Raw genomic sequence first — 13,121 nt, forward strand, 5'->3', positions numbered from 1 at the left:
ATAAATAAATACAAAATATTATTTACTAGTGCCTACAACGCTGTTAAAATTTGGCCGCAATTCCTTATCTTAGATCCACATGTGAGAAGTTGCCAAAATGCTTAGAATCGCTAAAGAAGCTCTTACCTTTGATGACGTACTTTTAGTACCTGGTCATTCTACTGTTTTGCCACACACGGCAAATATTTCAACTCGCTTAACGCGTGGTATCAAACTTAACTTGCCGCTCATTTCAGCATCTATGGATACTGTTACAGAAGCTCGTTTAGCTATTGCACTCGCGCAGGAAGGTGGTCTTGGTTTTATTCATAAAAACATGACCATTGCAGAACAAGCGAAAAATGTTCGTAAAGTTAAAACCTATGAAGCAGGTATTGTTTCATACCCTGTTACAGTAACCGCCGATCTGACTATTGCAGATGCCGTTGAGCTGTCTCAGGAAAAGGGATTCTCAGGTTTTCCGGTCACCGATAGCGAAAATAACCTTGTAGGTATTGTAACTAGTCGTGATATGCGCTTTGAAACTAAGCTTGAACAGCCGGTTTCAACAGTGATGACGAAAAAAGAAAACCTAGTAACGGTTAAAGAGGGCACCGCTCGCGAAGATATCTTAAGCTTAATGCACGAACACCGCATTGAAAAGATTCTTGTGGTTGATGATGCGTTTAAACTTAAAGGCATGATCACCGTAAAAGATTACCAAAAAGCACAAGACAAACCAGATGCATGTAAAGACGAGCAAGGTCGTTTACGTGTAGGTGCTGCGGTAGGTGTTGGCGCAGGTACTGATGAGCGTATTGCTGCATTAGTTGAAGCCGGTGTTGATGTACTACTAATCGATACTTCTCATGGTCACTCTCAAGGTGTTATTGACCGTGTTGCAGCGACTCGTCAAGCTTACCCTGATTTACAAATTGTTGCGGGTAACGTGGCAACTGCCGAAGGTGCTATTGCCCTTGCAGATGCTGGTGTTGATGCTGTTAAAGTAGGTATCGGCCCAGGTTCTATTTGTACTACACGTATTGTTACTGGTTGTGGTGTACCACAAATAACAGCCATTTCAGATGCGGTTGAAGGCCTTAAAGGTCGCGATATTCCAGTGATTGCCGATGGCGGTATTCGTTTTTCTGGTGATATTGTAAAAGCATTGGTTGCGGGTGCATCGTGTGTAATGGTTGGCTCTATGCTCGCGGGTACTGAAGAAGCACCAGGTGAAGTTGAACTTTATCAAGGTCGCTACTACAAGTCTTACCGTGGTATGGGTAGCCTAGGTGCGATGGATCAAAAAGAAGGTTCATCAGATCGCTACTTCCAAAAATCAAACCAAGCTGACAAGTTAGTACCTGAAGGTATTGAAGGTCGTGTTGCTTATAAAGGGCCAATTGCAACCATTATTCACCAACAAGTGGGTGGTCTTCGCAGTGCAATGGGCTTAACCGGTTGTGCCACAATCGAAGAGTTAAACACTAAACCACAGTTTGTACGTGTAACTTCTGCTGGTATGGGTGAGTCGCATGTTCATGATGTGCAAATCACTAAAGAAGCACCGAACTACCGTTTAGGCTAATCAGCCTTAACAACTTGAAATAAGTGGGCTAACCTTTGTTAGCCCTAATATAGTCACACAGCTTAAGCTGGTGGCGTTTAGCACCTGACTTTACGAGATACTTCATGAGCAAAGACATTCACGATTCACGAATCCTCATTTTAGATTTTGGTTCACAATACACGCAGTTAATCGCCCGTCGCGTACGCGAAATTGGTGTTTATTGTGAGCTTTGGGCTTGGGATGTAACCGAAGAGCAAATTCGCGAGTTTAACCCACAAGGTATTATCCTTTCTGGTGGCCCAGAATCAACTACGCTTGAAAACAGCCCGCGTGCTCCTGAGTATGTATTTGATGCTGGTGTACCGGTATTGGGTATTTGTTACGGTATGCAAACTATGGCAACGCAGCTTGGCGGCCGTGTACACAGCTCAGATAAAAAAGAATTTGGTTACGCACAAGTTGAAAAAGTGGGTAACTGTGCATTATTTGATGCCATTGAAGATCATATTACTGATGGCGGCAATGGTGTACTAGATGTGTGGATGAGCCATGGTGATAAAGTAATGGAAATTCCAGATACTTTTAATACCACTGCTAAAACATCTACTTGCCCACATGCGGCAATGTCTAACGAAGAAAAACGCTTTTACGGTGTACAATTTCACCCAGAAGTAACACACACACATCAAGGTCAACGTTTACTAGAGCGTTTTGCTATTGATATTTGTGGTTGTGAAAAATTATGGACGCCGGCAAAAATCATTGATGACGCCATTGAGCGTATCAAAGAAACCGTTGGCGACGACGAAGTTATTTTAGGCTTATCAGGCGGTGTAGATTCATCGGTTGTAGCTATGCTTATTCACCGTGCTATTGGTGAGCGACTAACCTGTGTATTTGTTGATAACGGGCTACTTCGTTTAAACGAAGGCCAGCAAGTTATGGATATGTTTGGCAATAAGTTTGGCTTAAACATTGTTAAAGTAGATGCCGAAGATCAATTTTTAAATGACTTAGCAGGTAAATCAGACCCAGAAGATAAACGTAAAGCCATTGGCCACACGTTTATTAATGTATTTGATGAGCAAGCTAAAAAGCTTAAAAACGCAAAATGGTTAGGCCAAGGTACAATTTACCCTGACGTAATCGAATCAGCGGCCTCAGCGACTGGTAAAGCGCACGTAATTAAATCGCACCATAATGTGGGCGGCTTACCAGATGATATGCAAATGGGCTTAGTAGAGCCATTACGTGAGTTATTTAAAGATGAAGTACGTAAAATTGGTTTAGAGCTAGGTTTACCGTACGACATGCTTTACCGCCACCCATTCCCAGGGCCAGGTTTAGGTGTGCGTGTACTTGGCGAAATCAAAAAAGAGTACTGTGATTTACTTCGCCGCGCTGATGCTATTTTCATTGAAGAGCTTCACAAAGCAGAGCTTTACCATAAAGTAAGCCAAGCGTTTACTGTATTCTTACCAGTTAAGTCGGTAGGGGTTATGGGTGATGCACGTAAGTACGATTGGGTTGTTTCACTTCGTTGTGTAGAAACCATCGACTTTATGACTGCGCGTTGGTCACATTTACCGTATGAGTTCTTAGGTGTGGTTTCAAACCGTATCATTAATGAAATCGACGGTATCTCACGTGTTGTTTATGATATTTCAGGTAAACCACCTGCAACTATCGAGTGGGAATAATTGTATGCTGCAAGCCATTAATTTAATGGCTTGCTTTTTCTTATTGAGCTCAACTTTTTAATCATCATCCAACCACAAAAACACCCAGCTAAACACCTCTAAGCAAAACTTTATCAAAAAAGTCACGCTTGTAGCAGCGTAAAAATAACAATTTAAACTTTTATAGCATTAAATAAGCTCAGTAAACTGCGGTTATAGACATTGTAAAAAGAGCTGCTAAATTAAAAAACAGTTCTATACTATAAATAAAATCAAACAACTCAGGTATGAGAATATAATTTTGTCCCTATTTGCAGTTTAAGCTCTCCCGTTGCAACTAGCTAAAAATTAATAAAAAAAATGTATTAATACAGGGTAAGAGTAAAAGCGTTTTTATTGGAGGAGGGGATTGTTAAATACCATCCTAAACCTTTAATAGTTTCTTGTTAGGTCGCAATTTGATATAGGGTAATGAGGGGTTTTGTGAGAACTGATGAGTCAGCGGTAAGTAGGTTCGAAGAGCAAATGCAACTTTTCATCCTTTGGTTGTTGTGTGTGGGTGGATTGTTAACTGCAGCTAGCTTATTTATACTTGAGTTGCCGAATAATACATTGTCATTAATGATAATTGCTGTGTGGGAGTTATGTGCATTAAGCGCTATTACCTTTAAAAAAATTCGACAACGCTTGTTAACTCTATTGACTATTTTGATTACCTTGGCTTTTCCCTTTATTATTTTGGTAAATGGTGTTGTCCCAGCTAGTTTAGCTCCGCTGTTTGTGGTGGTGTTGGTGCTCGTCCTAAAGGGCCAAACGCGTATTATCTGCATGTGTATCTTAAATATTACGCCATTAATGTTACTTGCCAATGGTGAGCCCCAAACCACGGCGATTGTGGTACGCGTTGTGTTTAGCACTATCGTTCTTTCCATCTTAATTTATTACCTTCTTAGTAGTTATCAAGCATTAGTCGATAAAACTCAATTGCAATTAGATACAAATGAACGAATATATGGAGTCATTGGACATGAGTTGCGAACACCCGCTGCAACCATAAAAATGCTAATAGATATTGAGCTTGAGCAAAACTGTTCGAAAAATATTTTAGAGCTGCAGCGGTTATCCAGTCACTTACTATGTGTGTTGGATGATATGAAAACGTCCTCTAGTAGTGCTACCTTAGCTGTGTACAAGAATAATGAAACTATATCGGTTCATGATACCGTTGAACGGGCGATTGAAGGAGTAAAGCCTTTAGCCGAAAAGTATAATTTTATTATTAACTTCTCAGCAAAAAGAGCAGTTACAGAGCATCATATAGGCTCCACTAAAGCTATCTTTCAAATTATTCAGAACTTAATTAAGAATGCGATATTACATAGTGGTGGCAGCACAGTCACTGTAATGAAATCAGCCGAATCCTTAAGCCATGATAAAACCCATTATCGTATTAATGTTATTGATGATGGTAAAGGTATTGATGTTAAATTTCGAGATAAGATGTTTAATGCATTTGAACGTGGCGATACATTGAGTGAAGGTACTGGGCTGGGGCTTAATATCTGCAAGCAAATAGCTAACACTTTGGAGGATGGAGATTTAAGTTATATTAGTAGCGAAAACGGTGGCGCTAATTTTGAGTTAGTCTTTGTTTTGCATAGTGTTGATGAGCATGATGCAGCCTCAGTAAAAGTGGATGATTTCGAATTACTGCAAAACCTAAAAATACTGCTAGTCGAAGATACACCTATGCTGCGTATGATAGCCAGTAAGATCCTTACCCAAAATGGCGCGATAGTGACTGAAGCAGAGGATGGTATTATTGGTTTAAATCAGGCAAGCACAGGCGATTTTGATTTAGTCATCACGGATATCATGATGCCAAATTGTGATGGCTACGAGTTAACTGTTAGACTGCGCGAGCAAGGCTTTGTTAATCCCATTATTGGCGTAACAGGTGCCACAGTTGGCAGTGAAGCTGAACGGTTAATTGCGTGTGGTGCGAATGCGGTTTTGCCTAAGCCACTAACACTTTTGAGTATTACAGAGGAGCTAAAAAAGTTAAAAGTAAATAAAGCTTAAGTGTCTACAGGCAATTACGCAATGGCAAGTTTGAAATCATAACTGCTTTAGTTTTATTCTGAGTGAGCTAAGACGCTACAAGCAATTGAGATTGAATAATATACTAGTTGTTAAAAAGTGAAAAACCATAAATTAGCATGCTAATTCGCCGTTTTGTTTATTTAAAAAGCAAACAAACCAAAAAGTTGAATTTTTACTTTACCTTTGTCAAAAGGTCTTTATAATTCATCGTCATTGCAGGGGCGTAGTTCCAATTGGTAGAACAGCGGTCTCCAAAACCGACGGTTGGGAGTTCGAATCTCTCCGCCCCTGCCATTTCTTCTTTACATCGTTTTGATTACTTCATATATTATTCAACTTACTAATTCCATCGAGTCGTTATGCATTCACGTTACGCATCTGTTTTTGGTATAGAAAAGCTTGAACTTAATCAACACTTTCGCCCAGCTCCGTCAGAGCAGTCAGCTAATTCATCGTTAACACTCTGTGATACGTTAAAAGATGATATTGAGCGTGCGTTTGCGCCTGTAATAATTGACAAGATTGTTAAGTCATCAACTATTGAGTTTAATGAGCAACAATTAGGCTTGCCTGATTCTTCCCTGTCCAGTGCACAAAAACGTGCGTTATGGGCATTAATGAGTGAACACCTTGATACACTTTAAATCGGTTACCGATGAGAATATCAATGAGCTTATGGCCATTGAAACCAGCTGCCACACACATCCTTGGACATTAAAAACAATGCAATCATGTTTGCAGGGACGTTATTTTAATTTAGCGGCGTTCGATGAAGAGCAAATGATAGGTTTTTATATTGGTGAAAAAGCTGGACCCGATTTTACTCTAATGGACATTTGTGTCGCCCCAAGCTTTCAGGGACAAGGATTTGCTCAGCAGTTATTAACTCAGTTTATAGCTTATGGTGAGCAACACAGCGCCGAAAACTTATTTTTAGAAGTACGCGAATCTAATACACGGGCTATTGCTTTGTATGAACGAGCAGGCTTTATTGAAATGTCAGTGCGTAAAAATTATTACCCCAGTGACGCTCCCAATAAAAACGGCTTTGAAGACGCGATTTTAATGGGCATGGCACTGGGTTTAAATTTTTAACGATTACTTATTAGCGATGGCTTGCTCTATTGCGGCAATAAGTTCTGCAACGTGTTTTTCTCTTTGTGGCATATCATTGCCTTTTAAGCTTTGTTCAACCGCTGAGGCGCTTTGGTAAATTTCATCAAAGTTAAAACAGCCAGCGCTGCCTTTAATACTATGAGCAAGGGCGCGTAATGTCTCACAGTCACGGCTGTTATATAGTGCTTTTATCTGTTGTAAATAATCAGGTAAGCTTGCTAAGTAATTAGCATTTATTTGCTGAAACTTTTCACTCTTCAATAAGCTATCCCACTTGTTTTGGTTATCACGTTCAAGGTGTAAATAGCTGACTAATACATTTTCTAGTGCGTCTTTGTCAATGGGTTTACCCAGCGCTTTATCACAGCCTGCTTCAAGGTAAGTATCAATATCATGATTCATTACATTCGCGGTCAGGGCGATAATTGGGCCATCATAGGCCGCATCTCTGAGCATTTTAGTTGCTTCTAATCCACCCATAACCGGCATTTGCATATCCATGATTATAAGCTGGTAGTCGTTTACCAGCGCCATTTCTACCGCTTGTGCACCATTGTTGGCTATATCGGGCTCTAATCCCCATGTTTGTAATAGTAATTTAATCAGTAACTGATTATCGGGGTTATCTTCTGCTACCAAAATATGCGCATCAAAGCTGTTGCTTGCAAAAGATAGCTGCGGATCCTTTTCTGGTGTTAGTTGAGAATGCTCTGTTAATAATAAATTGCCGCCATGGCTATTATGCAAATGGCAATCTATATCGATGGTAAAGCAACTACCCACACCCACCTCACTGGTTACACTTACATCACCACCTAGTAACTGAGCCAAGTTTTTTGAAATACACAGCCCTAATCCCGTACCACCAAACCGACGTGTCGTTGTAGCATCGGCTTGCTCAAATGGCGTAAATAATCGTTTTATTTGGTTTGACGACATACCAATGCCGGTATCTTCAATAACAAAGGTAAGCGTTTTTGGTGCTTGGTATTTAGCGGTTATTGTAACCTGACCTTGCTCAGTGAATTTAACCGCATTACTGGCAATATTAATCAGTATTTGTTTTAAGCGAGTAATATCACTATTAATAGTATGCGGTAGCGGAAGTGCATAATTAATTGTAAATGACAGCTGCTTCTCTTGTGCTAGAGGTTTAATGATTGATTCAACATCATGAATAAGTTGTACAACATTTAACGGCGTTTGCTCAACCGCGAGTTTTTCGGCTTCAATTTTTGAAAGATCGAGAATGTTATTAATAAGCTCTAACAAATGTTTTGAGTTACGTAGAATAGTGCCTAAATGATGTTTGTCATTGGTTGGTTTTTCGCTATGCAGTAGTTGCTCTGTAAATCCCATAATGGCTGTAAGCGGAGTGCGAATTTCATGACTCATATTGGCTAAAAAGCGGCTTTTAAGCTGGTTTGCTTGTTCTGCTTGGGCGATGGCGGTTTCAAGCTTACTGTTCATCGACTCAAGCGCCTTAGTCCGACTTTCTACTTTGTCTTCTAAGTGATGCTTATATTCTTCTAGTTGCTGTTGATAATGCTTAATTTGGTTAATCATGTGATTAAAGTCGTTAAACAGTATTCCTACTTCATCCGTAGTATATGCAGGGAGTGTAACAGAGAGGTCGCCATCACCAACGCGATGACTTGCTTCACCTAATAATTCTATTGGGTTAAGCAGTAAATTACGCACCACAATAAAAATTAAGATTGGTAGGGTGATCACAGAAATAATAACAATTAGCCCGGTGATCACACTAATTGCTTTGCCTGACTGATACAATACTGCTTTTGGAATGGTCGACACATAATAGTAGCCGCCACTCATTTGGGCTGCAAAAATCAGTCGCTCTATTTTATCAACACTTGAAAGTTCAATGGTTGATAAGCTACCTATATCCGCTAAATCGTTAATTTTATTTAGTTCATACTCGCTGACATAGTGGCCACGCATTTTATAATCGGAGCTAAATAAAATTTTACCATCGTTGGCCAGTAACAAATTTAAGGTGTTGTTATAAGGCGCTTCTAAAATGCTGGTGTTTAAAATAGAAGGGTCGACTTTAAGAATAATAAAGCCTAGCTGTTGTGGGCGTTTTAAATAATAGTCGACGCTATATATGCGCTGTACAAAGTATAAGTTGGTGGTGCCATCTTCTTTTTGCACCATAAACTGCTGCTGGCTTAAATTACTTTGTTTTACTTGATCAAAAAATGGGTAGGATTTGGGCGCTACGGTTAAATTACTGGAGTAATAGGCGTCACTTTTACCGGTTTTTGAGACTAAGTTAATACTAATAATGTCAGGGTAGGCTTCACTGTAACTGGCAAATACGTCCATTAACGCGCCAAGCCGATAGGTATAGCTGGCGTCTTCAAATAAATCTTTAGCTAAAAAGTCACTTAGTACCGGTGAAGCAGAGAGTAACTTAGCCGTTGCATGAAAAGAATCGATATAGTTGAATACTTTTTGCTGTTGTTGTTCTACAAAGCGACTCATAATCAAGTCGGCCTGCTTTTGCGTAGAGTTGGTCACATTAGTGAGCGTAAAGCCCCCTAAAAATAACAATGGCAGTATAACCAGTGGAGTTATATACCATAATAATCGAATACTTAGCTTACTGGTTTTCATTACCCAACATCAAATCCTCCATGTAATCGACCAATAATATGATTTACAGCCCTATTACTCAAGCTTGGTGTTAAGTTAGTGGGCAATTTATAGCGTTATTGTTAATAATCGCTGAAAACACCAAACTTAAAAAAGATCCGTTAATAACCAACCATTGATTGTTTATAAAGCCAAGATCAGCGAAAATAGTCTTTAATTACGATTAACTTAACGGATAGCGTCACAAGAGCTAATTTGGGTTCTTGTTGGGGTATGTTGAGCTTTAGAGGTTAGCTTGTTTTTAGCCTTGAAAGCTCAGCATACTAAAATACAAATACATCCGTATATCAACTAAAAGAACCTTTTTAATGGCAGACCAAAATCTCCTTAGCGAAATTAATAAACGCCGTACCTTTGCGATCATCTCGCATCCGGATGCGGGTAAAACCACTATCACTGAAAAAGTATTGTTATTCGGACAAGCAATTCAAAAAGCTGGAACGGTAAAAGGCCGTGGCTCTAATCAGCATGCTAAGTCTGATTGGATGGAAATGGAAAAAGAGCGTGGAATTTCTGTTACTACCTCTGTAATGCAATTTCCATATAACAATGCGTTAGTTAATTTACTTGATACCCCAGGACACGAAGACTTCTCTGAAGATACATACCGAACTTTAACCGCGGTAGATTCGTGTTTAATGGTAATTGATGCTGCTAAAGGTGTAGAAGAACGTACCCGTAAGCTAATGGAAGTAACACGCCTGCGTACCACGCCTATTGTTACCTTTATGAATAAATGTGACCGTGATATTCGCGACCCAATGGAACTACTTGACGAAGTAGAAACAGAGCTAAATATTGCCTGTGCACCTGTTACTTGGCCAATTGGCTGTGGTAAAGAGTTTAAAGGTGTTTACCATATCCATAACGAAGAGACCATTTTATATAAAACAGGTCAAGGTCACACTATTCAAGAAGTACGCAGCATTAAAGGGCTCGATAACCCTGAGCTTGACCAAGCCATTGGTGATGAACTTGCAGCGCAGTTACGCGATGAACTAGAGCTAGTTATTGGTGCATCACACGAATTTGATTTAGATCTATTCTTAGCGGGTGAGTTATCGCCTGTGTATTTTGGTACCGCACTTGGTAACTTTGGTGTAGATCATGTTTTAGATGGGTTAACTCAGTGGGCGCCAACCCCATTACCACGTGAGACAGAAGACCGCCAAGTTGTAGCCACAGAAGAAAACTTCACTGGGTTTGTATTTAAAATTCAGGCCAACATGGATCCAAAGCACCGTGACCGTATTGCCTTTATGCGTATTGTGTCGGGTAAATATAGCCAAGGCATGAAAATGAATCATGTGCGTATCGGTAAACAAGTCAGTATTTCTGATGCGGTAACCTTTATGGCAGGCGATCGTGAGCGTGCGGCTGATGCTTACGCTGGTGATATTATTGGTTTGCATAACCACGGTACGATTCAAATTGGTGATACCTTTACCCAAGGCGAAAAAATTAAGTTTAGCGGTATTCCAAACTTCGCCCCTGAATTGTTCCGCCGAATTCGTCTGCGCGATCCATTAAAACAAAAGCAGTTATTAAAAGGATTGGTACAGCTTTCAGAAGAGGGTGCAGTACAAGTATTCAGACCATTAATTAATAATGACTTAATTGTAGGTGCGGTAGGTGTGTTGCAGTTTGACGTGGTTGTAGCACGTTTAAAAGCTGAATATAACGTTGATGCAATTTACGAAAGCGTTAATGTAAATACAGCCCGCTGGGTTAGCTGTGATGATGTTAAAAAGTTTGAAGAGTTTAAGCGTAAGTGCGAAAGCAACTTAGCACTCGATGGTGGCGATAATTTAACTTATATCGCGCCGAGTCGTGTAAACCTTAACTTGTCGACTGAGCGTTACCCTGAAGTGACATTTAACCACACGCGTGAGAACTAACACTTAGCCATTAGAATTAACACAAAGCCTGCTTTGGCGGGCTTATAAAGGTAAATAATATAATGAATATTCGTACTATTTTAGTAGAAAAAGCCATTGCCGCTATGACCGCTGCAGGCCTGCCAGAAGATACTAATCCAGCGGTTACGCAAAGCACACGTCCACAGTTTGGTGATTACCAAATTAATGGCGCGATGGGCGCAGCTAAAAAAATGAAAAGTAATCCGCGTGAATTGGCGCAAAAAATTATTGATCAGTTAGATGTAAGCGACATTGCCGAAAAAACGGAAATTGCTGGTCCTGGTTTTATTAATATTCACTTAAAGCCAGAGTTTTTAGCACAAAGCGTACAAGCCGCTAATAACCACGCAAAACTTGCAGTAAATGAGCACGCCAAACCACAAAAAGTAGTGGTTGATTACTCATCGCCGAACCTTGCAAAAGAAATGCACGTAGGTCATTTACGCTCAACTATTATTGGTGATGCGGTAGTACGTGCGCTTGAATTTAGAGGCGATACCGTTGTTCGTCAAAATCACATGGGTGATTGGGGCACACAGTTTGGTATGTTGATAGCGCATTTAGAAGATCAAATTAACCAAGGTGTTGATTTAGATACTGTTGCGCTTGCTGACTTAGAAACTTTTTACCGCGATGCTAAAAAGCGTTTTGATGACGAAGAAGGTTTTGCCGATAAAGCACGTAACTACGTAGTTAAACTGCAAAGTGGCGACGCACACTGTGAAAAACTGTGGAAACTATTTATTGCCACTTCAGTGAAGCACTCTGAGGAAGTATATAAGCGTTTAAATGTAACCCTTACGCCTGCCGACATTATGGCTGAGAGTGCTTATAACAGTGAACTTAACGATATTATTAGCCTATTAAAAGATAAAAATATCGCAGTAGAGTCGCAAGGCGCGCAGGTGGTATTTTTAGATGAACTAGCAAATAAAGACGGTGAGCCTTCAGCGTTTATCGTACAAAAATCGGGTGGCGGCTTCTTATATGCAACCACAGATTTAGCCGCGTGTGATTACCGTTCAAACAAACTAGGCGCTGAGCGTATTTTGATATTTGTTGATGCGCGCCAGAGCCTTCACTTTAATCAAGTAGAGCTTACTGCGCGTAAAGCCGGTTTGTTACGTGATGAAACCAGTTACGAGTTTTGCCCATTTGGCACCATGATGGGCGCTGATGGCAAACCATTTAAAACCCGTACAGGCGGTACGGTTAAATTAGCTGATTTACTTGAAGAGTCAATTACTCGTGCAGCAGCCAAACTCGCTGAACGTGAATCAGATTTATCTGACGAAGACCGTAGTGAAATTGCCCGTAAAGTGGGTATTGGCGCGGTTAAATACGCAGACCTTTCTAAGCATCGTACCAGCGATTACATTTTTAACTGGGACAGCATGTTAAGTTTTGAAGGCGCAACAGCCCCTTACTTACAATATGCGTATACGCGTGTTCGCAGTATTTTCCGTAAGTCAGGTGTTGATGCTGCAAGCTTAAAGGCTGATGTGAGCATTATTGAGCCGCAAGAGAAAACGCTCGCGCTTAAATTATTGCAGTTAGAAGAAGTTCTTGATCTGATGATCAATGAAGCCACACCGCACGTATTATGTGGTTACTTATACGAACTAGCTAGCCTATATATGACATTCTACGAAGCTTGCCCAGTACTTAAAGAGGGCGTAGAGCCAAGTGTTCGTGATAGTCGTTTAGTGTTGTGTAATTTAGTGGCAGATACGCTGCGCACAGGCTTAGATCTACTAGGTATCGAAGTCATGGAGCAAATGTAATCACCGTCGTATTTTAATCTAATACTGCGTTGTCCACTCGACTGACCCTAATCACATACAACTACGTATGCTCATAGGGATAAGTCGAGTGTCCGCCTTATCTTAGACTAAACTACTTAGGTGAGCGTCTGCTGCGTGTAGTTCGCTTTAGCTGCGTTGGTAAAATTATTTAGCCTAAGTCACATACAAAAGTAACAAGGTACTAGGAAGAAATAGGCTTTAGGCACTAGGAAAAGTGTGACACGTATTACAGAGCGCTTAAAACTTTTGACGAACCTAGAACCTAGAACCT

8 protein-coding genes and 1 tRNA gene are annotated in these 13,121 nt (G+C 40.4%); 8 read left to right on the plus strand and 1 reads right to left on the minus strand.

Features of this window, described 5'->3' with window-relative positions; genetic code table 11:
- Positions 1 to 97 precede the first annotated feature (97 nt).
- The 6 genes from guaB (at position 98) to rimI (ending at position 6,426) form a co-directional block, all read left to right on the plus strand.
- Positions 98 to 1,567, plus strand: a complete 1,470-nt coding sequence (gene guaB / locus CWB78_RS10665; RefSeq protein WP_008110278.1) for an IMP dehydrogenase — start codon at positions 98 to 100, stop codon at positions 1,565 to 1,567.
- 104 nt (positions 1,568 to 1,671) lie between these two features.
- Complete coding sequence (gene guaA / locus CWB78_RS10670; protein ID WP_055013073.1) at positions 1,672 to 3,249, plus strand: glutamine-hydrolyzing GMP synthase; 1,578 nt, start codon at positions 1,672 to 1,674, stop codon at positions 3,247 to 3,249.
- A 462-nt stretch (positions 3,250 to 3,711) separates the two neighbouring features.
- Positions 3,712 to 5,310: a response regulator gene (locus CWB78_RS10675; RefSeq protein ID WP_249930443.1), complete on the plus strand. Its 1,599-nt coding sequence runs from the start codon at positions 3,712 to 3,714 to the stop codon at positions 5,308 to 5,310.
- 238 nt (positions 5,311 to 5,548) lie between these two features.
- Positions 5,549 to 5,625, plus strand: a tRNA-Trp gene (locus CWB78_RS10680).
- Between the two features lie 65 nt (positions 5,626 to 5,690).
- The gene (locus CWB78_RS10685; RefSeq protein ID WP_075169744.1) at positions 5,691 to 5,975 is read left to right on the plus strand and encodes a hypothetical protein; all 285 of its coding nucleotides are present in this window, start codon (positions 5,691 to 5,693) and stop codon (positions 5,973 to 5,975) included.
- Positions 5,962 to 6,426 (plus strand): ribosomal protein S18-alanine N-acetyltransferase, encoded by a 465-nt coding sequence (gene rimI, locus CWB78_RS10690; RefSeq protein WP_008467686.1) that lies wholly within the window; start codon positions 5,962 to 5,964, stop codon positions 6,424 to 6,426. The genes CWB78_RS10685 and rimI overlap by 14 nt, the downstream gene beginning before the upstream one ends.
- Before the next feature lie 3 nt (positions 6,427 to 6,429).
- Here rimI and CWB78_RS10695 read toward each other — a convergent pair whose 3' ends face one another.
- Entirely contained in the window at positions 6,430 to 9,087 is a 2,658-nt protein-coding gene (locus CWB78_RS10695; protein ID WP_138595510.1) for an ATP-binding protein, read from the minus strand.
- Between the two features lie 347 nt (positions 9,088 to 9,434).
- Between CWB78_RS10695 and prfC the strand changes: the two genes are divergently transcribed.
- Positions 9,435 to 11,024 (plus strand): peptide chain release factor 3, encoded by a 1,590-nt coding sequence (gene prfC / locus CWB78_RS10700; RefSeq protein WP_010387708.1) that lies wholly within the window; start codon positions 9,435 to 9,437, stop codon positions 11,022 to 11,024.
- A gap of 62 nt (positions 11,025 to 11,086) precedes the next feature.
- Positions 11,087 to 12,829 (plus strand): arginine--tRNA ligase, encoded by a 1,743-nt coding sequence (argS, locus tag CWB78_RS10705; RefSeq protein WP_055013070.1) that lies wholly within the window; start codon positions 11,087 to 11,089, stop codon positions 12,827 to 12,829.
- Positions 12,830 to 13,121: the final 292 nt, after the last annotated feature.

The sequence above is a fragment of the Pseudoalteromonas sp. S1612 genome (assembly GCF_005887175.1).
GTDB classification, from domain to species: domain Bacteria; phylum Pseudomonadota; class Gammaproteobacteria; order Enterobacterales; family Alteromonadaceae; genus Pseudoalteromonas; species Pseudoalteromonas undina.

Bases quoted from the DNA above. Each gene is read 5' to 3' on its own strand.
- CWB78_RS10695 (WP_138595510.1), bottom strand. From the start codon at position 9,087: ATGAAAACCAGTAAGCTAAGTATTCGATTATTATGGTATATAACTCCA.
- guaB (WP_008110278.1), top strand. From the start codon at position 98: ATGCTTAGAATCGCTAAAGAAGCTCTTACCTTTGATGACGTACTTTTA.
- argS (WP_055013070.1), top strand. From the start codon at position 11,087: ATGAATATTCGTACTATTTTAGTAGAAAAAGCCATTGCCGCTATGACC.
- CWB78_RS10685 (WP_075169744.1), top strand. From the start codon at position 5,691: ATGCATTCACGTTACGCATCTGTTTTTGGTATAGAAAAGCTTGAACTT.
- guaA (WP_055013073.1), top strand. From the start codon at position 1,672: ATGAGCAAAGACATTCACGATTCACGAATCCTCATTTTAGATTTTGGT.
- prfC (WP_010387708.1), top strand. From the start codon at position 9,435: ATGGCAGACCAAAATCTCCTTAGCGAAATTAATAAACGCCGTACCTTT.